This is a genomic window from Streptomyces sp. Ag109_O5-1 (assembly GCF_003814875.1).
Taxonomy (GTDB): domain Bacteria; phylum Actinomycetota; class Actinomycetes; order Streptomycetales; family Streptomycetaceae; genus Streptomyces; species Streptomyces sasae.
Window position 1 is genome coordinate 5,239,027 of the sequence record NZ_RKQF01000001.1, and the last position, 22,901, is coordinate 5,261,927.

General features: G+C 69.1%; 18 protein-coding genes and 2 pseudogenes. 5 read left to right on the plus strand and 15 right to left on the minus strand.

The window, feature by feature from the left end; genetic code table 11:
* The first annotated feature begins 17 nt into the window (after nucleotides 1–17).
* The 3 genes and pseudogenes from EDD90_RS23380 to EDD90_RS23390 form a co-directional block, all read left to right on the plus strand.
* The gene (locus tag EDD90_RS23380; RefSeq protein ID WP_123974897.1) at nucleotides 18–665 is read left to right on the plus strand and encodes a tetratricopeptide repeat protein; all 648 of its coding nucleotides are present in this window, start codon (nucleotides 18–20) and stop codon (nucleotides 663–665) included.
* A gap of 243 nt (nucleotides 666–908) precedes the next feature.
* A pseudogene (locus EDD90_RS23385) lies at nucleotides 909–1,325 on the plus strand (GntR family transcriptional regulator); the annotation flags it as partial.
* Nucleotides 1,288–2,331: pseudogene (locus EDD90_RS23390) on the plus strand (HEAT repeat domain-containing protein); the annotation flags it as partial. The pseudogenes EDD90_RS23385 and EDD90_RS23390, both read left to right, overlap by 38 nt.
* A gap of 35 nt (nucleotides 2,332–2,366) precedes the next feature.
* Here the strand turns inward: EDD90_RS23390 and recQ are convergent.
* A complete protein-coding gene (gene recQ / locus EDD90_RS23395; RefSeq protein WP_123981532.1) occupies nucleotides 2,367–4,388 on the minus strand; it encodes a DNA helicase RecQ in 2,022 nt (673 codons plus the stop codon).
* Nucleotides 4,389–4,621: 233 nt separating this feature from the next.
* Between recQ and EDD90_RS23400 the strand changes: the two genes are divergently transcribed.
* Nucleotides 4,622–5,140, plus strand: coding sequence for a hypothetical protein (locus tag EDD90_RS23400; RefSeq protein WP_123974901.1), 519 nt, complete (start codon nucleotides 4,622–4,624; stop codon nucleotides 5,138–5,140).
* Between the two features lie 143 nt (nucleotides 5,141–5,283).
* Here EDD90_RS23400 and nuoN read toward each other — a convergent pair whose 3' ends face one another.
* From nuoN to EDD90_RS23470, 14 genes are read right to left on the minus strand one after another with little or no spacing between them, the layout of a single operon-like run.
* The gene (gene nuoN, locus EDD90_RS23405; protein WP_123974902.1) at nucleotides 5,284–6,933 is read right to left on the minus strand and encodes an NADH-quinone oxidoreductase subunit NuoN; all 1,650 of its coding nucleotides are present in this window, start codon (nucleotides 6,931–6,933) and stop codon (nucleotides 5,284–5,286) included.
* Nucleotides 6,930–8,501, minus strand: a complete 1,572-nt coding sequence (locus EDD90_RS23410) for an NADH-quinone oxidoreductase subunit M (protein ID WP_123974904.1) — start codon at nucleotides 8,499–8,501, stop codon at nucleotides 6,930–6,932. Before EDD90_RS23410 ends, nuoN begins: the two co-directional genes overlap by 4 nt.
* A 5-nt stretch (nucleotides 8,502–8,506) precedes the next feature.
* Entirely contained in the window at nucleotides 8,507–10,408 is a 1,902-nt protein-coding gene (gene nuoL, locus EDD90_RS23415) for an NADH-quinone oxidoreductase subunit L (RefSeq protein ID WP_123974906.1), read from the minus strand.
* A gap of 15 nt (nucleotides 10,409–10,423) precedes the next feature.
* The gene (nuoK, locus tag EDD90_RS23420) at nucleotides 10,424–10,723 is read right to left on the minus strand and encodes an NADH-quinone oxidoreductase subunit NuoK (protein WP_046726439.1); all 300 of its coding nucleotides are present in this window, start codon (nucleotides 10,721–10,723) and stop codon (nucleotides 10,424–10,426) included.
* Entirely contained in the window at nucleotides 10,720–11,562 is an 843-nt protein-coding gene (locus EDD90_RS23425) for an NADH-quinone oxidoreductase subunit J (RefSeq protein ID WP_123974908.1), read from the minus strand. Before EDD90_RS23425 ends, nuoK begins: the two co-directional genes overlap by 4 nt.
* A complete protein-coding gene (gene nuoI, locus EDD90_RS23430; RefSeq protein ID WP_123974910.1) occupies nucleotides 11,559–12,161 on the minus strand; it encodes an NADH-quinone oxidoreductase subunit NuoI in 603 nt (200 codons plus the stop codon). Before nuoI ends, EDD90_RS23425 begins: the two co-directional genes overlap by 4 nt.
* Nucleotides 12,154–13,518 (minus strand): NADH-quinone oxidoreductase subunit NuoH, encoded by a 1,365-nt coding sequence (gene nuoH, locus EDD90_RS23435; RefSeq protein ID WP_123974911.1) that lies wholly within the window; start codon nucleotides 13,516–13,518, stop codon nucleotides 12,154–12,156. Before nuoH ends, nuoI begins: the two co-directional genes overlap by 8 nt.
* On the minus strand, nucleotides 13,515–16,019 hold the full coding sequence (locus EDD90_RS23440) for an NADH-quinone oxidoreductase subunit G (RefSeq protein ID WP_123974913.1): 2,505 nt from the start codon (nucleotides 16,017–16,019) through the stop codon (nucleotides 13,515–13,517). Before EDD90_RS23440 ends, nuoH begins: the two co-directional genes overlap by 4 nt.
* Entirely contained in the window at nucleotides 16,016–17,362 is a 1,347-nt protein-coding gene (gene nuoF / locus EDD90_RS23445) for an NADH-quinone oxidoreductase subunit NuoF (RefSeq protein ID WP_123974915.1), read from the minus strand. Before nuoF ends, EDD90_RS23440 begins: the two co-directional genes overlap by 4 nt.
* Nucleotides 17,362–18,132, minus strand: a complete 771-nt coding sequence (gene nuoE, locus EDD90_RS23450; protein WP_185149193.1) for an NADH-quinone oxidoreductase subunit NuoE — start codon at nucleotides 18,130–18,132, stop codon at nucleotides 17,362–17,364. The genes nuoF and nuoE overlap by 1 nt, the downstream gene beginning before the upstream one ends.
* Nucleotides 18,129–19,451: an NADH-quinone oxidoreductase subunit D gene (locus EDD90_RS23455; protein WP_123974919.1), complete on the minus strand. Its 1,323-nt coding sequence runs from the start codon at nucleotides 19,449–19,451 to the stop codon at nucleotides 18,129–18,131. The genes nuoE and EDD90_RS23455 overlap by 4 nt, the downstream gene beginning before the upstream one ends.
* Nucleotides 19,448–20,191: an NADH-quinone oxidoreductase subunit C gene (locus tag EDD90_RS23460; protein WP_123974921.1), complete on the minus strand. Its 744-nt coding sequence runs from the start codon at nucleotides 20,189–20,191 to the stop codon at nucleotides 19,448–19,450. Before EDD90_RS23460 ends, EDD90_RS23455 begins: the two co-directional genes overlap by 4 nt.
* A complete protein-coding gene (locus EDD90_RS23465; protein ID WP_007383964.1) occupies nucleotides 20,188–20,742 on the minus strand; it encodes an NADH-quinone oxidoreductase subunit B family protein in 555 nt (184 codons plus the stop codon). Before EDD90_RS23465 ends, EDD90_RS23460 begins: the two co-directional genes overlap by 4 nt.
* A 13-nt stretch (nucleotides 20,743–20,755) precedes the next feature.
* The gene (locus EDD90_RS23470; protein WP_007383963.1) at nucleotides 20,756–21,115 is read right to left on the minus strand and encodes an NADH-quinone oxidoreductase subunit A; all 360 of its coding nucleotides are present in this window, start codon (nucleotides 21,113–21,115) and stop codon (nucleotides 20,756–20,758) included.
* Between the two features lie 766 nt (nucleotides 21,116–21,881).
* Between EDD90_RS23470 and EDD90_RS23475 the strand changes: the two genes are divergently transcribed.
* On the plus strand, nucleotides 21,882–22,688 hold the full coding sequence (locus tag EDD90_RS23475) for a C40 family peptidase (RefSeq protein ID WP_123974923.1): 807 nt from the start codon (nucleotides 21,882–21,884) through the stop codon (nucleotides 22,686–22,688).
* The last annotated feature ends 213 nt before the right edge of the window (nucleotides 22,689–22,901 follow it).

Genomic DNA, 22,901 nt, shown 5'->3' on the forward strand with positions numbered 1-22,901 from the left:
ACGGGGAGGGGTAGCGGATGCACGGACAGGACTGGGCCGAGCACGCGGGGGAGCTGTTCGAAGCGGCGATGTTCGACGGGGACACCTCTGCGCTGGACCGGTCCGATGATGTGCTGGACGCGGTCGAGGCGCCGCTTTCCATGGCGCGGGGCAAGGTACTGCACGTGCGCTTCCTGAACGACCGCAAAGAGAACAGCCGGGAACTGACCCTGTTCGAACGCGCGGCCAAGCTGTACCGGCGGCTGGGCGACGTGCCGGGGGAAGCGGACGCCCTGTTCTGGATCGGCTGCTGGCACCAGGTGGTGAAGGGCGACGGCGCCACGGGCAGGCCGTACTTCGAGCGGTCGTACGCGCTGGCAAAATCCGTCGACGACCGGAGGACGATGTCCTACGCGGTACGCCATCTCGGTTTCGCCGACAAGGACGCGGGCCACTTCGATCAGGCCCGTGAGCGGTTGACCGAGTCGGTGTCGTTGCGCCGGGAGATCGGCTTCAGGCCCGGAGAAGCGGCCGGCCTGGTGGCCCTGGCCTACCTCGCGGCCGAGACCGGGAACCTGCCGACGGCACTCCACCACCTCGACGAGGCCCAAGCGGTCGCCGAGAGCTGCGGGGCCAAGGCGGTGTCGGGGTGGATCGAGCAGGCCCGCACGTTCATGCGCTCCTAGCTCCGCCTGCGGGCAAGGCCCCGGCCACGGCAACTCGATCGCCACACGGGCCGAGCACGAACATCCGAAACCGGCTCCCGTGACAGACCGCGGGAGCGCGGGTGAACAAACCCGCCCCCCTCGGTGGCAGATCTTCTCCGCACCGCCCCGAAGCCCCAGCTCAGCTGCTTGTCCGACGAAGTCTCAAGTGGCACAACAATCCAGCAACACCCCATTCCCTACCCCCTGGGCATGGTTCGAGCCATGCCAGCCGCCGACCGCATCCGAGACCACGCCGGACAGGGCGCCGCCACCACGGTCGCCGCCCACCGGACGCGTCGCCGGCTGCGCGCGGACCAGGCCCGGCAGCTCGCCGACCTCCTGCGCCACCAGATCCTCACCGGCGCCTGCCCGGACGGCACCCTCCCCCACGAAACCAACCTCGCCACCGACTACCGCGCCTCCCGCAACACCGTCCGCCAGGCCCTGGATCTGCTACGGGCCGAAGGTCTGGTGGACCGGCTGCCCAGCGTGGGCACCGTGGTCGTCGCCCGGAAATACCCCCACGGGCTCGACCGGCTGATGGGCCTCGCGGAAACCCTCCACGAACACGGCCAGGTCACCAACGAGGTCCGCACCATAGTTCACCCCGGTCGGCGGTCCCTCCCGGTACATCGGCGAGGTGCGTCCGTTGGACGTGGCGACGGCGGGTGCTCGTGATGTGCCGCCGGTCGCCGCCGGGCCTGTGACGGCTGTCGTACGGCCCGTCGAGGTCGACCGGGCCGAGCCGGCCTCGCCCCGTCTGCTGAAGCTCCTCGCCCTCGCCGAGGAGGAGCCCGAACTCTCAGCCCTCGAGCCCTATTTGACGGACGGCGACCCCGCGGTTCGCCGTACGGCCGTGTCGGTTCTCACGGAGACGGCTCCAGCGGGTACCGGGCAGGCTCTGGCCGGTGCGCTGGCCGACCCTGATGCCGGGGTTCGTTCGGCTGCGGCTGCTTCGCTGCGGGAGCTGGTCGAGACGCTTCCGCCCGAACCTGCGCTGCGCGTCGCCCTTGCCGGTGCGCTCACCGTGGCCGACCCGGTTGTCCGGGCCGCCGCGCTCGACATGCTGCGGGCGCTGCGTCTGGGCGATGTCGGCCTGTTCACCGCATCCCTGTCCGATGCCGATCCGGCGGTGCGGATCGAGGCGATACGGGCGCTGGTCTCAATGGATGCCGGCGACGCCTTGGCCCGTGCCGTCACCGACCCGTTCCGGGAGGTACGGGTGACGGTGGCGAAGGCCCTGGGGACGGTGGGGGCCTCCGGAGCCGCCTTTCAGGAGGACGGCGTCCTGGATGCCCTCACCGCGCTCGCCTGTGACGCCGATGTGCTGGTCCGAGGCGCCGCGTACGAAGCCCTCGCCGGTGTCGGCTGCCCTGCGCCGCTGGCCGGTAGTGCCGTGGCAGCGCTGGCTGACACCGCCTGGCAGGTGCGTGCCGGTGCCGCCAGGGCGCTGGGTGCCGCCGAGGCCGCCGTGGCGGTGCCCGCCCTCGCCAAGTCCCTCGCCGACCCGAACGCCGACGTCCGCAAGGCGACCGTCCTCGCCCTGACCCGGCATACCGGCGTCGAGGAGGCCCGCGCGGCCCTGGCCACGGCGACGGCGGACTCGGACGCGGATGTCAGGGCCTATGCGGCGAGGGGGCTGTAGGCGGCTGCCCAGCCGTCCCCCTCATATCCGGTCCCCTATATCCAGTCCTCGGGCTCCGGCTCCGCGTCCATCTCGGGCCAGTGGTCCTCGTCCCCGGTCCCTGCCGCCGTGGAGGCCGGGGCCGGGGCCGGGGTGTTCAGGGAAGCCAGCACTCCGAGTACGCCTTCCCCGTACGTCATCAGCTTCTTCTCACCGACACCGCCGACCGTGCCCAGTTCGGCGACCGACTCGGGCCATCGGCCGACGATCTCCCGCAGCGTGGCGTCGTGGAAGATGACGTACGCGGGGACGCCCTGCTCGCGGGCCTGTTCGGCGCGCCAGGCGCGGAGTGCCTCGAACGCGGGGAGCAGGTTCTCGGGCAGCTCTGCCACAGCCGCCTTCGGCTTCCCCTTGCCGGAGGACCCGGACGTCCCGGAGGACGCGGACCGCGAGACCGCAGGCTTCTTCGGCTCTTTCCGGAGCGGGACTTCCCTTTCCCTCCGCAGTACCGTCCCGCTGGCCTCGGTGAGGACCAGCGTGCCGTACTCGCCCTCCACCGCGAGCAGCCCCTGGGCGAGCAGTTGCCTGACGACACCTCGCCATTCGCCTTCGTCGAGGTCGGTGCCGATTCCGAAGACGGACAGCTGGTCGTGGTCGAACTGAATGACCTTGCCGGTCCGCTTGCCGAGCAGGATGTCGACGATCTGGACGGCGCCGAACTTCTGGCCGCGTTCGCGCAGCAGGCGCACCACTGTGGAGAGCACCTTCTGGGCGGCGACGGTGCCGTCCCAGGTCTCCGGCGGGGTGAGGCAGGTGTCACAGTTGCCGCAGCCCACCGGGTCGGGGCCCTGGCCGAAGTAGTTCAGCAGTTGTCCGCGCCGGCACTGGGCGGTCTCGCACAGGGCGAGCATGGAGTCGAGGTGGGCCTGGGCACGGCGGCGGAAGGCCTCGTCGCCCTCACCGGTCTGCATGAGTTTGCGCTGTTGTGTGACGTCGTTGAGGCCGTAGGCCATCCAGGCGGTGGAGGGCTGGCCGTCGCGGCCTGCGCGGCCGGTCTCCTGGTAGTAGCCCTCGACGGACTTGGGCAGGTCGAGGTGGGCGACGAAGCGGACGTCGGGTTTGTCGATGCCCATGCCGAAGGCGATGGTGGCGACCACGACCAGGCCGTCCTCGCGCAGGAAGCGGGCCTGGTGGGCGGCGCGGGTGCCCGCGTCGAGGCCGGCGTGGTAGGGGACGGCCTCGATGCCGTTGCGCGAGAGGAATTCCGCCGTCGACTCGACCGACTTGCGGGACAGGCAGTAGACGATGCCCGCGTCGCCCTCGTGTTCCTGGCGGAGGAAGGTGAGCAGCTGTTTCTTGGGGTCGGCCTTGGGGACGATCCGGTACTGGATGTTGGGCCGGTCGAAGCTGGCCACGAAGTGCCGGGCCGCCGGCATGTGCAGCCGCTGGGTGATCTCCTGGTGGGTGGCGTGGGTGGCGGTGGCCGTGAGCGCGATGCGCGGAACGTCCGGCCAGCGCTCGCCGAGGAGGGAGAGGGCCAGGTAGTCGGGGCGGAAGTCGTGTCCCCACTGGGAGACGCAGTGCGCCTCGTCGATCGCGAAGACGGCGATCTTGCCGCGGGCGAGCAGGTCCAGGGTGGAGTTCAGACGGAGCCGTTCCGGAGCCAGGTAGAGCAGGTCGAGCTCTCCGGCCAGGAACTGGGCCTCGACCACGCGCCGCTCGTCGAAGTCCTGGGTGGAGTTGACGAACCCGGCGTTCACGCCAAGGGCGCGCAGGGCGTCCACCTGGTCCTGCATGAGGGCGATGAGAGGTGAGATCACGACGCCCGTACCGGGTCTGACCAGGGCGGGGATCTGGTAGCACAGCGACTTTCCGCCGCCGGTCGGCATGAGGACGACGGCGTCGCCGCCCGCCACCACATGCTCGATGATCGCTTCCTGCTCGCCCCGGAAGGCGTCGTATCCGAAGACCCGGTGCAGGGTGCCCAGTGCCTCGCTGCCCGCCGGTCCGGGTGGCTGCGGTGCCCCCGGTGTCTCGGTCGTCCCTGCCATCTCGTCGGCCCCGCCCGTCCCGCCCATCGTCGTGTCCCCCATACGTCGTCCCTCGACCACTGCCTCCACGATAGGGGTCCGGACCGACAACGCCGGAGTTATCCACAGGCTGACGTCCGGCGGTGTCCTCAGTCCTTTGGCCGACTCCGCGTGGCGGCCCGGACACGGTGCGGGCCATGCTGCACGGGCGGGACCGGGGATGCCCGCGCTGTACGGAGGTGCCGCGCTCACGGGCCTCTTCCGCCCCAAGGAGCACCAGGATGTCTCTCAGGTCCCGTACCGCCGGCGCCGTTCTGGCGCTGGCAGTGCCGTTCGCTCTGGCAGGGGTTCCCGCCGGTACGGCTCCCGTCCCCGATGCCGACCCATTCATGCGGACGGATCTGACCCCGACGTACACGGCGACGGCGGACTACCGGTACGAGCCGTTCGCGATCACGGACGGGTACACCCGCACCGACGCGTGCGACGCCCAGGCCGGCCAGGGAGGCGCGGGCCATCATTACGTCAGGTCCGCCGATGTCGGCAGCCTCGACCCGGCCGAGCCCGCGGGTCTCCTCTACGAGACGGACACCGGCGGCAACCGTGCCCTGGTCGCGGTGGAGTGGATCGTGCCCGCCGGGAGCGGTTCCACCGCGCCGACGTTGTTCGGGCAGACGTTCCAGGGGCCGACGACGGTTCCCGGTGTCATGGGGGCCGTATACACGCTGCACGCGTGGATCTGGAAGGACAATCCGAGTGGTCTGTTCGCACGGTGGAACCCGACGGTGAAGTGCCCGTAGCCGTGACCGGCACGGTGGCGTGACCGGCGCGGTGGCGTGTCCGCGGCCCTGAGCCGCGCACGTTCATGGCCCTGAGCTGCGCACTCACACGCGTCGGCCCCGGTTCCTCGCGAGGGACCGGGGCCGACGGCGGTATGGACGACTCAGCGTACGAACACGCCCGCCTGGCTCGCCAGGTTCAGGAAGTACTGCGGTGCCACACCGAGCACCAGCGTGACCGCGACGCCCACGCCGATCGCCGCCATGGTCAGCGGTGACGGCACGGCGACCGTGGGGCCCTCGGGCTTCGGCTCGCTGAAGAACATCAGGACGATCACACGGATGTAGAAGAACGCGGCGATCGCCGACGAGATCACACCGATCACGACCAGCGGGGCCGCTCCGCCTTCCGCCGCCGCCTTGAACACGGCGAACTTACCGGCGAAGCCGGAGGTCAGCGGGATGCCGGCGAAGGCCAGCAGGAACACCGCGAAGACGGCCGCGACCAGCGGTGAGCGGCGGCCGAGGCCGGCCCACTTGGACAGGTGTGTGGCCTCGCCGCCCGCGTCGCGGACCAGGGTGACCACGGCGAAGGCGCCGATGGTCACGAAGGAGTACGCGGCCAGGTAGAAGAGGACGGACGACACGCCGTCCTTCGAGGTCGCGATGACACCCGCGAGGATGAATCCGGCGTGGGCGATCGACGAGTACGCGAGGAGTCGCTTGATGTCGGTCTGGGTGATCGCGACGATCGCGCCGCCGAGCATGGTGATGATCGCGACGCCCCACATGACCGGCCGCCAGTCCCAGCGCATGCCGGGCAGGACGACGTAGAGCAGGCGCAGGAGCGCGCCGAACGCGGCGACCTTGGTGGCGGCGGCCATGAAGCCGGTCACCGGGGTGGGTGCGCCCTGGTAGACGTCGGGCGTCCACATGTGGAAGGGGACCGCGCCGACCTTGAAGAGCAGGCCCATGACGACCATCGCGGCGCCGATCAGGAGCAGGGCGTCGTTGCCCGTGGTGTTGGCGAGGGCCGGGTCGATGTTGGCGACCCTGCCGTCGACGACCTGGGCGATCGTGGCGTACGACACCGAGCCGGCGTAGCCGTAGAGCAGGGCGATGCCGAACAGGGTGAACGCGGAGGCGAAGGCGCCGAGCAGGAAGTACTTGACGGCGGCTTCCTGCGACATGAGGCGCTTGCGGCGGGCCAGGGCGCACATCAGGTAGAGCGGGAGGGAGAAGACCTCCAGGGCCACGAAGAGCGTCAGCAGGTCGTTGGCCGAGGGGAACACCAGCATGCCCGCGACCGCGAAGAGCAGGAGCGGGAAGACCTCGGTGGTGGTGAAGCCGGCCTTGACGGCGGCCTTCTCGGTGTCGCTGCCGGGGACCGCCGCGGCCTGGGCGGCGAAGGAGTCGACGCGGTTGCCGTGGGCCTCCGGGTCGAGGCGGCGTTCGGCGAAGGTGAACAGGGCGAGGAGGCCGGCGAGCAGGATCGTTCCCTGCAGGAACAGGGACGGTCCGTCGACGGCGATGGCACCCATGGCGGCGATGTGCGCCTTCGTCGTGCCGTATCCGTCCGCGGCCAGCGCGACGACGGCCGCGAAGGCCGCGCACAGCGCCACGGCGGAGACGAACACCTGTGCGTAGTAGCGGGATTTGCGCGGGACGAACGCCTCGACCAGGATCCCGACGAGCGCCGCACCGACGACGATCAGGGTGGGCGACAGCTGTCCGTATTCGATCTTCGGCGCCGGGATCTTCGAGATCGGCTCGGCCGCGGTTGTCCACAGGCTGTGGACGGCTGTTGCGCTCACTTGGCCGCCTCCACCTCGGGCTTGGGGTCGGTCTTGTGTACGTCAGACATGGTCTGTTTGACCGCCGGGTTGACGATGTCCGTGACGGGCTTCGGGTAGACGCCCAGGAAGATCAGCAGAACGATCAGCGGGGCGACCACGACCAGTTCGCGCGCCTTCAGGTCGGGCATCGCGGAGACCTCCGGCTTCACCGGGCCGGTCATCGTCCGCTGGTAGAGGACGAGGGTGTAAAGCGCGGCGAGGACGATGCCGAAGGTGGCGACGATCCCGATGGCCGGGTAGCGCGTGAACGTGCCGACCAGGACGAGGAACTCGCTCACGAAGGGCGCGAGACCCGGCAGGGACAGCGTGGCCAGGCCGCCGATCAGGAAGGTGCCGGCGAGCACCGGGGCGACCTTCTGCACACCGCCGTAGTCGGCGATGAGCCGGGAGCCGCGCCGGGAGATCAGGAAGCCGGCGACCAGCATCAGCGCGGCCGTGGAGATGCCGTGGTTGACCATGTAGAGGGTGGCGCCGGACTGGCCCTGGCTGGTCATCGCGAAGATGCCCAGGATGATGAAGCCGAAGTGCGAGATCGACGCGTAGGCAACCAGGCGCTTGATGTCGCGCTGGCCCACGGCGAGCAGTGCGCCGTAGATGATGCTGATCAGGGCGAGGACGAGGATGACGGGCGTCGCCCACTTCGACGCCTCCGGGAAGAGCTGGAGGCAGAAGCGGAGCATCGCGAACGTGCCGACCTTGTCGACGACCGCGGTGATGAGGACGGCGACGGGGGCGGTGGACTCCTGCATGGCATTGGGCAGCCAGGTGTGTAGCGGCCACAGCGGCGCCTTCACGGCAAAGGCGAAGAAGAAGCCGAGGAACAGCCAGCGTTCGGTGCTGGTCGCCATGTGCAGTGAGCCGTTCGCGCGGGCCTGTGCGATCTCCTGGAGGGAGAAGTTCCCGGCGACCACGTAGAGGCCGATCACGGCGGCCAGCATGATGAGGCCGCCGACCAGGTTGTAGAGGAGGAACTTCACCGCGGCGTACGACCGTTGCGTGGACGCCGCTTCCTCGCCCTGCGCGTGGGCGCGGTCGCCGAAGCCGCCGATGAGGAAGTACATCGGGATCAGCATGGCTTCGAAGAAGATGTAGAAGAGGAAGACGTCGGTGGCCTCGAAGGAGATGATCACCATCGCCTCGACGGCCAGGATCAGGGCGAAGAAGCCCTGGGTCGGCCGCCACCGCCTGCTGCCGGTCTCCAGGGGGTCGGCGTCGTGCCAGCCCGCCAGGATGATGAACGGGATCAGCAGGGCGGTCAGCGCGAGCAGGGCGACCGCGATGCCGTCGACGCCCAGCTCGTACCTGACCCCGAAGTCCGCGATCCAGGGATGCGATTCGGTGAGCTGGTAGCGGGCGCCGCCCGGGTCGAAGCGGACCAGGACGACGATCGCCAGCACCAGGGTGGCGAGCGAGACCAGCAGCGCGAGCCATTTGGCGGCGGTGCGCCGGGCGGCCGGTACGGCGGCCGTGGCGACCGCCCCGACGGCCGGGAGGGCCGCCGTCGCTGTCAGCAGAGGAAAGGACATCGGTATCAGACCGCCCTCATCAGCAGGGTCGCGGCGACCAGGAGGGCCGCACCGCCGAACATCGAGACCGCGTACGAGCGCGCGTAGCCGTTCTGGAGCTTGCGCAGCCGGCCGGACAGTCCGCCGAAGCCCGCCGCCGTGCCGTTGACGACGCCGTCGACCAGGGTGTGGTCGACGTACACCAGGGAGCGTGTGAGGTGTTCGCCGCCGCGGACCAGGACGACGTGGTTGAAGTCGTCCTGGAGGAGGTCGCGGCGGGCCGCGCGGGTGAGCAGCGAGCCGCGCGGGGCGACGGCCGGGACGGGTCGGCGGCCGTACTGCAGGTAGGCGATGCCGACGCCGATGATCAGGCAGACCATGGTGGCGCCGGTGACCGCGGCCGCGCTGAGCGGGGAGTTGCCCTCGCTGTGGCCGGTGATCGGCTCCAGCCAGTGCAGGAAGCGGTCGCCGATGCTGAAGAAGCCACCGGCGAAGACCGAGCCGACCGCCAGGACGATCATCGGGATGGTCATGACCTTCGGGGACTCGTGCGGGTGCGGTTCGTGGCCGTGCTCGTCGGGCTGCCAGCGCTTCTCGCCGAAGAACGTCATCAGCATCACGCGCGTCATGTAGAAGGCGGTGATGGCCGCGCCGACCAGGGCGCAGGTGCCGAGGATCCAGCCCTCGGTGCCGCCCTTGGCGAACGCCGCCTCGATGATCTTGTCCTTGGAGAAGAAGCCGGACAGACCCGGGAAGCCGATGATGGCGAGGTAGCCGAGGCCGAAGGTGATGAAGGTGACCGGCATGTACGTGCGCAGACCGCCGTACTTGCGCATGTCGACCTCGTCGTTCATGCCGTGCATGACGGAACCGGCACCGAGGAACAGGCCGGCCTTGAAGAAGCCGTGCGTCACCAGGTGCATGATCGCGAAGACGTAGCCGATCGGGCCGAGGCCGGCCGCGAGGATCATGTAGCCGATCTGCGACATGGTCGAGCCGGCGAGGGCCTTCTTGATGTCGTCCTTCGCGCAACCGACGATCGCACCGAAGAGGAGGGTGACGGCGCCGACCACGGTGACGACGAGTTGCGCGTCCGGGGCGGCGTTGAAGATGGCTCCGGAGCGGACGATGAGGTAGACGCCCGCGGTCACCATGGTCGCCGCGTGGATGAGGGCCGAGACCGGGGTCGGGCCCTCCATGGCGTCCCCGAGCCAGGACTGCAGCGGCACCTGGGCGGACTTGCCGCAGGCGGCGAGCAGCAACATCAGGCCGATCGCGGTGAGCTTGCCCTCGGAGGCGCCGGTCGCGTGAGCGAACACCGGGCCGAAGGCGAACGTCCCGAACGTCGCGAACATCAGCATGATCGCGATCGACAGGCCCATGTCGCCGACGCGGTTGACGATGAAGGCCTTCTTCGCCGCCGTCGCCGCGCTGGGCTTGTGCTGCCAGAAGCCGATCAGCAGGTACGAGGCGAGGCCGACGCCCTCCCAGCCGACGTACAGCAGCAGGTAGTTGTCGGCGAGGACGAGCAGCAGCATCGCCGCGAGGAAGAGGTTGAGGTAGCCGAAGAAGCGGCGGCGGCGCTCGTCGTGCTCCATGTACCCGACCGAGTACAGGTGGATGAGCGAGCCGACACCGGTGATCAGCAGGACGAACGTCATCGACAGCTGGTCGAGGCGGAAGGTGACGTCCGCCTGGAAACCGGCCACCGGCACCCAGGTGTACAGGTGCTGCATCAGGGTGCGGTGTTCGGGGTTCTTGCCCAGCAGGTCGGCGAAGAGGATCACGCCGAACACGAACGAGGTCGTCGACAGGAGCGTGCCGATCCAGTGGCCCACGCCGTCCAGACGGCGGCCGCCGACCAGGAGGACGGCCGCTCCGAGCAGGGGCGCCGCGATCAGCAGCGCAATCAGGTTCTCTGCGTTCATACGGTCCAGCGCCCCTTACAGCTTCATCAGGCTGGCGTCGTCGACCGAGGCCGAATGGCGGGTACGGAACAGCGACACGATGATCGCGAGCCCGACCACGACCTCCGCGGCGGCGACGACCATCGTGAAGAAGGCGATGATCTGGCCGTCGAGATTGCCGTGCATCCGGGAGAAGACGACGAACGCGAGGTTGCAGGCGTTGAGCATGAGCTCGATGCACATGAAGACGACGATCGCGTTCCGTCTGATCAGCACACCGGTGGCGCCGATCGTGAACAACAGGGCGGCGAGATAGAGGTAGTAGACGGGGTTCACTTCGACGCCTCCTCGGACCGCTTGAAGTCCACCGGGTCGATCGGGGTCCGCTCCAGGCGCTCCTCGGCCCGCTGCTCCAGGGCCCGCAGGTCGCCCAGCGCCTCCGCGGACACGTCACGGATCTGACCGCGGTCGCGGAGCGTCTTGCTGACCGTGAGCTCGGACGGGGTGCCGTCGGGCAGCAGACCGGCGATGTCCACGGCGTTGTGCCGGGCGTAGACGCCGGGGGCGGGCAGCGGCGGTACGTGCTTGCCCTCGCGGACCCGCTGTTCGGACTGCTCGCGCTGGGTCTTGGGGCGCTCGGTGCGCTCGCGGTGGGTGAGCACCATGGCGCCGACCGCGGCGGTGATGAGCAGGGCGCCGGTGATTTCGAAGGCGAAGACGTACTTGGTGAAGATGAGGGCCGCGAGGCCCTGCACATTGCCGTTGGCGTTGGCCTGGCCGGTGCCGTCGAAGTCCTTGAGGGAGGCGTTGGCGATGCCCGCGAGGAGCAGGACGCCGAAGCCGACCCCGCAGAGAAGGGCCAGCCAGCGCTGGCCCTTGATGGTCTCCTTCAGGGAGTCGGCGGCGGTCACGCCGACCAGCATCACCACGAAGAGGAACAGCATCATGATCGCGCCGGTGTAGACGACGATCTGCACGATCCCGAGGAAGTAGGCGCCGTTGGCGAGGTAGAACACCGCCAGGACGATCATGGTTCCGGCGAGGGAGAGGGCGCTGTGCACGGCCTTCTTCATGAAGACGGTGCTCAGGGCGCCGAGCACGGCGACGGTGCCGAGGACCCAGAACTGGAAGGCCTCACCGGTGGAGGTGGTGTAGGCGGCGAGCTGCGGGCTCATGCCTCCACCTCCTCTTCCTCCGGCGTCTCGCCCTTGGAGACGGCGACCTGGCGTACGGTCCCGGGCGCGGCCTCGGTGACCAGGCCCCGGTAGTAGTCCTGTTCGTCGGTCCCCGGGAAGATCGCGTGGGGCGTGTCGACCATGCCCTCTTCGAGGCCGGCGAGCAGTTGTTCCTTGGTGTAGATGAGGTTGGCGCGGCTGCTGTCGGCCAGTTCGAACTCGTTGGTCATCGTGAGCGCGCGTGTGGGGCACGCCTCGATGCACAGGCCGCACAGGATGCAGCGGGCGTAGTTGATCTGGTAGACGCGGCCGTAGCGCTCGCCCGGCGAGTAACGCTCCTCGTCGGTGTTGTCGGCGCCCTCCACGTAGATGGCGTCCGCGGGGCAGGCCCAGGCGCACAGTTCGCAGCCGACGCACTTCTCCAGGCCGTCCGGATGGCGGTTGAGCTGGTGCCGTCCGTGGAACCGCGGGGCCGTGGTCTTCTTCTGCTCCGGGTACTGCTCGGTCAGCCGCTTCTTGAACATGGCCTTGAAGGTCACGCCGAAGCCGGCCACCGGGTTCTGGAAACCGGGTTTGGTCTCCTTGGGCTCCTCAGCCATCGGACGCCTCCTTTCCATCCGTAGATCCGTCACTGACAGTGTCCGGTCCGCCACTGACAATCAGCTCCCGTTCCCGGCGCGAGCTGCGTCGGGGCACCGGTGGCAGTTCCTGTCCGGGCAGCGGCGGTACGGGGAATCCGCCCGCCATCGGGTCGAATCCGGCCTGCTCTGCGGCGGGCTGCGCGGACTCCTTGCCCTTGTCGCGGAAGATGTCGGCGACGAAGGACAGGAGCAGCAGGGCGAGGACTCCGCCGCCGACGTAGAGGGCGATGTCGGCGAAGTCGTAGTTCTGGTTGCGCAGGGTCCGTACGGTCGCGACGAGCATCAGCCAGACGACGGAGACCGGGATGAGGACCTTCCAGCCGAGCTTCATCAGCTGGTCGTAACGCACGCGCGGGAGCGTGCCGCGCAGCCAGATGAAGAAGAACAGGAGCAGCTGGACCTTGATGACGAACCAGAGCAGCGGCCACCAGCCGTGGTTGGCGCCCTCCCAGAAGGCGCTGATCGGCCAGGGGGCGCGCCAGCCGCCGAGGAAGAGAGTGGTCGACACGGCGGAGACGGTGACCATGTTGACGTACTCGGCGAGCATGAACATCGCGAACTTGATCGACGAGTACTCGGTGTTGAAGCCGCCGACGAGGTCGCCCTCGGACTCGGGCATGTCGAAGGGGGCGCGGTTGGTCTCGCCGACCATGGTGACGACGTAGATGATGAAGGAGACCGGCAGCAGCAGGATGTACCAGCGGCCCTGCTGCTGTTCGACGATCGTCGATGTCGACATGGACCCCGAGTAGAGGAACACGGAGGCGAACGCGGCGCCCATGGCGATCTCGTAGGAGATCATCTGCGCGCAGGAGCGGAGGCCGCCGAGGAGCGGGTACGTCGATCCGGAGCTCCAGCCGGCCAGCACGATGCCGTAGATGCCGACGGAGGCGACCGCGAGGATGTAGAGCATCGCGATCGGCAGGTCGGTGAGCTGCATCGTGGTGCGCGTGCCGAAGATGGAGATCTCGTTGTCGGCCGGGCCGAAGGGGATCACCGCGATCGCCATGAAGGCCGGGATGGCCGCGACGATCGGTGCGAGGACGTAGACGACCTTGTCCGCGCGTTTGACGATGACGTCTTCCTTGAGCATCAGCTTGATGCCGTCGGCGAGCGACTGGAGCATGCCCCAGGGGCCGTGCCGGTTGGGGCCGATGCGCAGCTGCATCCAGGCGACGACCTTGCGCTCCCAGACGATGGAGAACAGGACCGTCACCATCAGGAAGGCGAAGCAGAACACCGCCTTGACGACGACCAGCCACCAGGGGTCGCGGCCGAACATCGAGAGGTCTTCTGCGGCAAGGTACGGGCTCATGCCTCCACCTCCTTGGGGGCCTCACCGGCGGTGGCCGCCGGGCCGATGCGGACGAGGGAGCCGGGCAGGGTCCCGGTGTCGGAGGCGACGCCGCCGCCCACGGAGTTCAGCGGGAGCCAGACCACGCGGTCGGGCATCTCGGTGATCCGGAGCGGGAGTTCGACCGTGCCCGAGCCTGCGGTGACGGCGATGAGGTCGCCGTCGGCGACGCCGGCCTCGGCGGCCGTCGCGGCGGACACGCGCGCGTGGGCCGCGTGCCGGGTGCCGGCCAGGGCCTCGTCGCCCTCCTGGAGGACGCCCTGGTCGAGGAGGAGCCGGTGCCCCGCGAGCACCGCCTCGCCGGCCGCGGGCCTGGGCAGCGACGCCGCCGTCTCCGTCGGTTCGGAGGCCTTCGGCCCGTCCCAGGCGCCGAGCCGGTCCAGCTCCGCGCGCGCGGTGCGCAGATCGGGCAGGCCCAGGTGGACGTCCATGGCGTCGGCGAGCATCTGCAGCACGCGCGCGTCGGTGGGTGCGAGCCGCCTGGTCATCTGGTCGGGCTTGAGCGCGGCCTCGAACATGCGCGCCCGGCCTTCCCAGTTGAGGAACGTGCCGGCCTTCTCTGCGACGGCGGCGACCGGGAGGACGACGTCGGCGTGCTCGGTGACCTCGCTGGGCCGCAGCTCCAGGCAGACCAGGAGGCCGACGGCTTCGAGTGCCGCACGCGCGCGTGCCGGGTCGGGCAGGTCGGCGACCTCGACGCCGGCGACCACCAGGGCGGACAGTTCGCCCCGGACGGCGGCCTCGACGATCTGGCCGGTGTCGCGGCCGTAGCGGAGCGGGAGTTCGGCCACGCCCCAGACGGCGGCAACCTCTTCACGCGCGCGTGGATCGGTGGCCGGGCGGCCGCCGGGCAGCAGCGACGGCAGCGCGCCCGCCTCGATCGCGCCGCGCTCCCCGGCCCGGCGCGGGATCCACACCAGCCGGGCTCCGGTGGCGGTGGCGGCCCGTACGGCAGCGGTGAGGCCGCCGGCGACCGACGCCAGCCTCTCCCCTACGACGATGACGGCGCCGTCGGCGCGCAGTGCCTCGGCGGCCAGGGTGCCGGGCTCCTCCAGGACGACGCCGCTCGCGAGGGCGTCCAGCCACTCGGTCTCGGTGCCGGGTGCGGCCGGCAGCAGGATGCCGCCGGTCTTCTCCAGACCGCGCGTCGCGTACGTGGCGAGCGAGAACACCTTCTGCTTGCGTTTGCGCCAGGCCCTGCGCAGCCGCAGGAAGACGCCGGGGGCCTCCTCCTCCGACTCGAACCCGACCAGGAGGACGGCGGGTGCCTTCTCCAGCGAGGTGTAGGTGACGCCCGTACCGTCGAGGTCGCGGCCGCGGCCGGCGATCCGGGCGGCCAGGAAGTCGGCCTCCTCGCTGCTGTGCACGCGCGCGCGGAAGTCGATGTCGTTGGTGTCGAGGGCCACGCGCGCGAACTTGCTGTACGCGTAGGCGTCCTCGACGGTGAGCCGGCCGCCGGTGAGGACGCCCGCCCGGGAGCGGGCGGCGGCCAGGCCCCGCGCGGCGGCGTCTAGGGCCTCCGGCCAGGAGGCGGGTTCGAGGACACCCTGGGCGTTGCGCACCAGCGGGGTCTCCAGGCGGTCCTTCTGCTGCGCGTACCGGAACGCGAAGCGCCCCTTGTCGCAGATCCACTCCTCGTTGACCTCGGGGTCGTTGGCGGCGAGCCGCCGCATGACCTTGCCGCGCCGGTGGTCCGTGCGGGTGGCGCAGCCGCCCGAGCAGTGCTCGCACACGGACGGCGAGGAGATCAGGTCGAAGGGGCGGGAGCGGAAGCGGTACGCCGCCGAGGTCAGCGCGCCGACCGGGCAGATCTGGATGGTGTTCCCGGAGAAGTACGACTGGAACGGGTCGCCCTCGCCGGTGCCGACCTGCTGGAGCGCGCCGCGTTCCAGGAGCTCGATCATCGGGTCGCCGGCGATCTGGTTGGAGAACCGGGTGCAGCGGGCGCAGAGCACGCACCGTTCGCGGTCGAGGAGCACCTGGGTGGAGATCGGGAGGGGCTTCTCGTAGGTGCGCTTGCGGCCGTCGAAGCGGGACTCGGCGTTGCCGTGCGACATGGCCTGGTTCTGCAGCGGGCACTCGCCGCCCTTGTCGCAGACCGGGCAGTCCAGGGGGTGGTTGATGAGCAGCAGCTCCATCACGCCGTGCTGGGCCTTCTCGGCGACGGGTGAGGTGAGGTGAGTCTTCACCACCATTCCGTCCGTACACGTGATCGTGCAGGACGCCATGGGCTTGCGCTGGCCCTCGACCTCGACGATGCACTGGCGGCAGGCGCCGACCGGGTCCAGCAGAGGGTGGTCGCAGAAGCGCGGGATCTCGATGCCGAGTTGTTCGGCGGCGCGGATGACCAGGGTGCCCTTGGGCACGCTGATCTCGGCGCCGTCGATCGTCAGCGTGACGAGGTCCTCCGGCGGGACCGCCGCCGTTCCCCCCGAGGAGGGGGAACTCGTGGTCACGGTCATGCGTTCACCTCCGGGCGGTCCGCCCAGGCCGTCGACTTGGCCGGGTCGAAGGGGCAGCCCCGGCCCGTGATGTGCTGCTCGTACTCCTCGCGGAAGTACTTCAGCGAGGAGAAGATCGGGGACGCTGCGCCGTCACCGAGGGCGCAGAAGGACTTGCCGTTGATGTTGTCGGCGATGTCGTTGAGCTTGTCGAGGTCGGACATGACGCCCTTGCCGGCCTCGATGTCGCGGAGCAACTGCACCAGCCAGTAGGTGCCTTCGCGGCAGGGGGTGCACTTGCCGCAGGACTCGTGGGCGTAGAACTCGGTCCAGCGGGTGACCGCGCGGACGACACACGTGGTCTCGTCGAAGCACTGCAGGGCCTTGGTGCCCAGCATGGAACCGGCGGCGCCCACCCCTTCGTAGTCGAGGGGGACGTCGAGGTGCTCGTCGGTGAACATGGGCGTCGAGGAGCCGCCGGGCGTCCAGAACTTCAGGCGGTGGCCGGAGCGCATTCCGCCGCTCATGTCGAGGAGCTGGCGCAGGGTGATGCCGAGCGGTGCCTCGTACTGGCCGGGGCTGGCGACATGGCCGCTGAGGGAGTAGAGCGTGAAGCCGGGCGACTTCTCGCTCCCCATCGCCCTGAACCATTCCTTGCCCTTTTGCAGGATGGCGGGAACCGAGGCGATGGACTCGACGTTGTTCACAACAGTCGGGCAGGCATAGAGCCCTTCAACAGCCGGGAAGGGGGGACGCAGCCGCGGTTGGCCGCGGCGGCCTTCGAGCGAGTCGAGCAGTGCGGTCTCCTCGCCGCAGATGTACGCGCCGGCGCCGGCGTGCACGGTGAGGGTGAGGTCCAGTCCGCTGCCGAGGATGTTCTCGCCGAGGTAGCCGGCCGCGTAGGCCTCGCGCACGGCCTCGTGCAACCGCCGCAGGACGGGGACGACTTCACCACGCAGATAGATGAAGGCATGCGACGACCGGATGGCGTAGCACGCGATCACGATGCCCTCGATGAGGCTGTGCGGGTTCGCGAAGAGGAGCGGGATGTCCTTGCAGGTCCCGGGCTCCGATTCGTCGGCGTTGACAACCAGATAGTGCGGTTTGCCGTCTCCCTGCGGGATGAACTGCCACTTCATCCCGGTCGGGAACCCTGCGCCGCCGCGGCCGCGCAGCCCGGACTCCTTCACATAGGCGATCAGGTCGTCCGGTGACATCGCGAGCGCCTTGCGGAGCCCCTCGTACCCCTCGTGCCTTCGGTAGACGTCCAGCATCCAGGACCGGTCCTCGTCCCAGAAGGCGGACAGCACGGGTGCGAGCAGCTTCTCGGGGCTGGTGTCCTTGAGGTCGGGTACCACCGTCATCACTCCCCCTCCTCTGCGGACGGCGCGTCCTGGGATCCCTGGGCGCGCGGATGGACCACGCGCGCGGGTGCGGTCTCTCCCTTGGCCAGGCGGAGGCCGACGAGCGAGGCGGGTCCCGCGCTGCCGCTCTCCTCGACGGCTCCCGGCCGTTCGTCGGGGAAGCCGGCGAGGATCCGCGCCGTTTCCTTGAACGTGCACAGTCGCGCCCCGCGGGTGGGCTCGACGTCCCGGCCCGCGCGCAGGTCGTCGACCAGGCGTGTGGCGCTCGCCGGGGTCTGGTTGTCGAAGAACTCCCAGTTGACCATCACGACCGGGGCGAAGTCGCAGGCCGCGTTGCACTCGATGTGCTCCAGGGTGACCTTGCCGTCGTCGGTGGTCCCGCCGTTGCCGACGCCCAGGTGCTCCTGGAGGGTTTCGAAGATCGCGTCGCCGCCCATGACCGCGCAGAGGGTGTTGGTGCAGACGCCCACCTGGTAGTCGCCGGAGGGCCTGCGCCGGTACATGGTGTAGAAGGTGGCGACGGCGGTGACCTCGGCCGTGGTCAGCTCCAGCATGTCCGCGCAGAACTGCATCCCGGTGCGCGTGACGTGCCCCTCCTCCGACTGCACGAGGTGCAGCAGCGGCAGCAGGGCGGACCGGGAGTCGGGGTAGCGCGCGATGACGTCGCGCGCGTCCGCTTCCAGACGGGCCCGGACGTCGTCCGGATACGCGGGTGCGGGCAGCTCGGGCATGCCCAGGCTGATACCGCGCTCCGAAGAAGAGGTGGTCACCGGTCGACGCCTCCCATCACGGGGTCGATGGACGCGACGGCGACGATGACGTCGGCGACCTGGCCGCCCTCGCACATCGCCGCCATGGCCTGCAGGTTGGTGAAGGACGGGTCGCGGAAGTGGACCCGGTAGGGGCGGGTGCCGCCGTCGGAGACGGCGTGCACGCCGAGCTCGCCCTTGGGTGACTCGACGGCCGCGTAGGCCTGGCCGGGCGGGACCCGGAAGCCTTCGGTGACGAGTTTGAAGTGGTGGATCAGGGCCTCCATGGAGGTGCCCATGATCTTCTTGATGTGGTCGAGGGAGTTGCCGAGCCCGTCGGGGCCCAGGGCGAGCTGGGCGGGCCAGGCGATCTTCTTGTCGGGGACCATGACCGGGCCGGGCTGCAGCCGGTCCAGGCACTGCTCGACGATCCTGAGCGACTGGCGCATCTCCTCCAGGCGGATCAGGAATCGGCCGTAGGAGTCGCAGGTGTCGGCGGTCGGGACGTCGAAGTCGTACGTCTCGTAGTCGCAGTAGGGCTGGGCCTTGCGCAGGTCGTGCGGGAGGCCGGTGGAGCGCAGGATCGGCCCGGTGGCGCCGAGGGCCATGCAGCCGGCCAGGTCGAGGTAGCCGATGTCCTGCATACGGGCCTTGAAGATGGGGTTCCCGGTGGCGAGCTTGTCGTACTCCGGGAGGTTCTTCTTCATCTTCTTCACGAACTCGCGGATCTGGTCGACCGCGCCGGGCGGCAGGTCCTGGGCGAGTCCGCCGGGGCGGATGTACGCGTGGTTCATGCGCAGGCCGGTGATGAGCTCGTAGAGGTCGAGGATCATCTCGCGGTCGCGGAAGCCGTAGATCATGATCGTGGTGGCGCCGAGCTCCATGCCGCCGGTGGCGATGCACACCAGGTGGGAGGACATCCGGTTCAGCTCCATCAGGAGCACCCGGATGATCTTGGCGCGTTCGGTGATCTGGTCCTCGATGCCGAGGAGTTTCTCGACGGCGAGACAGTAGGCGGTCTCGTTGAAGAACGACGTCAGGTAATCCATGCGGGTCACGAACGTGGTGCCCTGTGTCCACGTGCGGAACTCGATGTTCTTCTCGATGCCGGTGTGGAGGTAGCCGATGCCGCAGCGGGCCTCGGTGACCGTCTCGCCGTCGATCTCCAGGATGAGCCGGAGCACTCCATGGGTGGAGGGGTGCTGAGGCCCCATGTTGACGACGATGCGTTCGTCGTCCGCGCGGGCCGCGGACTGGACGACCTCGTCCCAGTCGCCACCGGTGACCGTGTATACGGTGCCCTCGGTGGTTTCGCGGGCGGCTGCTGACTGCGTGCTCACGAGTACGACCTCCGCTGGTCCGGAGCCGGGATCTGGGCGCCCTTGTACTCGACGGCGATGCCGCCGAGCGGGTAGTCCTTGCGCTGCGGATGGCCCTGCCAGTCGTCCGGCATCATGATCCGCGTCAGGGCCGGGTGACCGTCGAAGACGATCCCGAAGAAGTCGTAGGTCTCGCGCTCGTGCCAGTCGTTGGTCGGATAGACGGAGACCAGCGACGGGATGTGCGGGTCGGCGTCCGGGGCGCTGACCTCCAGACGGATCAGCCGGTTGTGGGTGATCGAGCGCAGGTGGTACACGGCGTGCAGCTCGCGGCCCTTGTCGTGGAGGTAGTGGACGCCGCTGACACCGGTGCACAGTTCGAAGCGCAGGGCGGGGTCGTCGCGCAGGGTGCGGGCGACGCGCGGCAGGTGCTCGCGCTCGATGTGGAAGGTGATCTCGCCGCGGTCGACGACCGTCTTCTCGATCGCGTTGTCCGGGAGGAGTCCTTGTTCCTCCAGGGCGCCCTCCAGCTCGTCGGCGACCTCGTCGAACCAGCCGCCGTAGGGGCGGGTCGCCGGTCCCGGGAGTCGGACCGAACGGACGAGGCCGCCGTAGCCGGAGGTGTCGCCGCCGTTGTCGGCGCCGAACATGCCGCGCTGGACGCGGATCTCCTCACCGCCCTGGCCGCGCTGGCCGGGGAGGTTGTCGGCGGCGAGGTCCTTCTCGGGGTTGACCCCGTTGTGGCCGTTCGCGTCGCTCACCGCAGCAGCCCCTTCATCTCGATCGTGGGCAGGGCCTTGAGCGCTGCCTCCTCCGCCTCGCGGGCCGCTTCCTCGGCGTTGACGCCGAGCTTGGAGGACTGGATCTTCTGGTGGAGCTTGAGGATCGCGTCCATCAGCATCTCGGGGCGGGGCGGGCAGCCGGGGAGATAGATGTCCACGGGGACGATGTGGTCGACGCCCTGGACGATCGCGTAGTTGTTGAACATGCCGCCCGAGGACGCGCAGACACCCATGGAGATCACCCACTTGGGATTGGGCATCTGGTCGTAGACCTGCCTGAGCACCGGTGCCATCTTCTGGCTGACCCGGCCGGCGACGATCATGAGGTCGGCCTGTCGGGGTGAGCCGCGGAAGACCTCCATGCCGAAGCGGGCCAGGTCGTAGCGGCCGGCGCCGGTGGTCATCATCTCGATGGCGCAGCAGGCGAGGCCGAAGGTGGCGGGGAAGACGGACGCCTTGCGCACCCAGCCCGCAGCCTGCTCGACGGTGGTCAGCAGGAATCCGCTCGGCAGCTTTTCTTCGAGTCCCATGTCAAAAAGCCCCTCAGTCCCATTCCAGGCCGCCGCGCCGCCATACGTACGCGTAGGCGACGAAGACGGTGAGCACGAAGAGCAGCATCTCCACGAGCCCGAAAACACCCAGGGCGTCGAAGGTGACGGCCCAGGGGTAGAGGAAGACGATCTCGATGTCGAAGACGATGAAGAGCATCGCCGTCAGGTAGTACTTGATCGGGAAACGCCCGCCGCCGGCCGGCGTGGGGGTCGGCTCGATTCCGCACTCGTAGGCTTCGAGTTTGGCGCGGTTGTACCGCTTCGGACCGATCAGCGTGGCCATGACCACGGAGAAGATCGCAAAGCCTGCCCCGAGGGCTCCCAGTACGAGGATGGGCGCATACGCGTTCACCGCTCCTCGCTCCTCTCAGTCGGCACTGACTGGTGGCGGTTCGGCTGGGCTCACCCGCCTCGTCCGTCGCACGAACCCCGCGCGTCCCGGGCGAAGATCGCGAACATGTGAAGCAGGTCACAAGCCCAACTGCCTCGCATCTTATGCCCGCCGCTCTGTGATCTGCGACACGGGGTATTACACAAGCTTTGTGATCTCCACCACCTGACGATCGATCATGAAGTCGGATGAGTGGTGATCTTCGCACGCGAAGCGTTCACCTGATCACCAGAAGTGACATTTTCGACCGTAGGTGCAGGCGGGAGGGGGTCCGGCGCGGGCGTCTCAATATCAAGAGAGTTCCCCTGCATGCAAATTGGCGATGGACGGGCTGCCCTGATAGAGGACCGCATTCACACGTCAGAGGGAGGCGAGGGAGGCGGTGTGGACGCGTGCACGCGTTCACGAACTCAGAGGGGCTCCACTTCTGCCCCGATCCCCGCGCGAGACGCACCCCTCACTGCGACCGTTCCGTGACCTCCGCCACATCCATGAGAGACGTCTGAGAACGGGGCTTGGCCACCGACCGCAAGCGATGGTAAGCGGAGGGCAATTCGGACGTAATAACGAAAGAGCGTGATCACGGGCGTGATCACGAACGTCCAGAATGTCCGTTACGGCGTCAATAAGGAACGACACGCACGGGATTTACGGTCTCGATTGAGCAACTGTGGCGCAGCACACGTTTCTTGTAGATATGAAGGAGCCCCTGATACCGGTTGTTCCCATGTCCCACACCGCTCACATACGCAGCCACCGGAAGCCCCGCCGCAGCGCGACGACAAACATCGCCGTGCGCGCCGGAGTTGCCAGTGGCGTCCTCGGCATGGCAGCGGCGGGCGCGGCCTCGGCGAGTGCCGCCGAACCCGTGACACAGACGCTCGAACTGCCCATCCTGACGGCCGATGTGGCCACCCAGGTGGCTCAGTCCGCCGACGCCACGCAGCAGGTCGCCGCGAACTACTCGCTCCAGGCCGAGCGCGACGCGGCAGCCGCCACGGCCGCGAAGCAGGCCAAGGCGGACCTCGCCGACGCGCAGAAGAAGGCCGAGGCCAAGAAGAAGGCCGAGGCGGCCCGCAAGGCCGCCGCGGAGCAGGCCACCTCGCGCAGCGCCGAGCGCACCGCTCTCAGCGCCACCTCGGCCGGCTCCAGCACCTCCACGAGCTCGTCCACGGCGACGGGTTCGGCCGCCGCGGTGGTGGCCTTCGTGAAGGCGCAGATCGGCGACGCCTACGTCTCCGGCGGCACGGGCCCCAACTCGTGGGACTGCTCGGGTCTCGTGCAGGCCGCCTTCAAGTCGGTTGGCGTCAGCCTGCCGCGCGTCTCCCAGGACCAGTCGACGCAGGGCACCCAGGTCTCGCTGAGCAACCTGCAGCCCGGCGACATCCTCTACTGGGGCAGCGCCGGCAGCGCGTACCACGTGGCGGTGTACGTGGGCGACGGCATGTTCGTCGGCGCGCAGAACCCCTCCAGCGGCGTCGGGGAGCACCCGCTGTCGTACGACCCGCCGACCGGCGCGGTGCGGGTGCTCTGACCAACCCGATCAATACCGATCAATCTGGTCAACCCGGATAACTCGGGCACCACGCAAGCACGGTAGGGCCGCAGCCGCTCGGGGGCAGCGGCCCTTCCGGCGTTCCACGGGCCTGTCGTGGACCTTTTCCACGGGCCCGCCGTGGATGTTTTCCACAGGCCCGCCCGGCACGTTTTCCACAGGCTTCCCACGCAGCCGGTGACTCCTGGGATC

Coding starts and splice junctions, on each gene's coding strand:
- EDD90_RS23380 (WP_123974897.1), top strand. CDS start 18: ATGCACGGACAGGACTGGGCCGAGCACGCGGGGGAGCTGTTCGAAGCG.
- EDD90_RS23440 (WP_123974913.1), bottom strand. CDS start 16,019: ATGACCGTGACCACGAGTTCCCCCTCCTCGGGGGGAACGGCGGCGGTC.
- nuoI (WP_123974910.1), bottom strand. CDS start 12,161: ATGGCTGAGGAGCCCAAGGAGACCAAACCCGGTTTCCAGAACCCGGTG.
- recQ (WP_123981532.1), bottom strand. CDS start 4,388: ATGGGCGGGACGGGCGGGGCCGACGAGATGGCAGGGACGACCGAGACA.
- nuoF (WP_123974915.1), bottom strand. CDS start 17,362: ATGACGGTGGTACCCGACCTCAAGGACACCAGCCCCGAGAAGCTGCTC.
- EDD90_RS23425 (WP_123974908.1), bottom strand. CDS start 11,562: ATGAGCCCGCAGCTCGCCGCCTACACCACCTCCACCGGTGAGGCCTTC.
- nuoH (WP_123974911.1), bottom strand. CDS start 13,518: ATGAGCCCGTACCTTGCCGCAGAAGACCTCTCGATGTTCGGCCGCGAC.
- EDD90_RS23410 (WP_123974904.1), bottom strand. CDS start 8,501: ATGTCCTTTCCTCTGCTGACAGCGACGGCGGCCCTCCCGGCCGTCGGG.
- EDD90_RS23400 (WP_123974901.1), top strand. CDS start 4,622: ATGTCTCTCAGGTCCCGTACCGCCGGCGCCGTTCTGGCGCTGGCAGTG.
- nuoL (WP_123974906.1), bottom strand. CDS start 10,408: ATGAACGCAGAGAACCTGATTGCGCTGCTGATCGCGGCGCCCCTGCTC.
- EDD90_RS23465 (WP_007383964.1), bottom strand. CDS start 20,742: ATGGGACTCGAAGAAAAGCTGCCGAGCGGATTCCTGCTGACCACCGTC.
- EDD90_RS23475 (WP_123974923.1), top strand. CDS start 21,882: ATGTCCCACACCGCTCACATACGCAGCCACCGGAAGCCCCGCCGCAGC.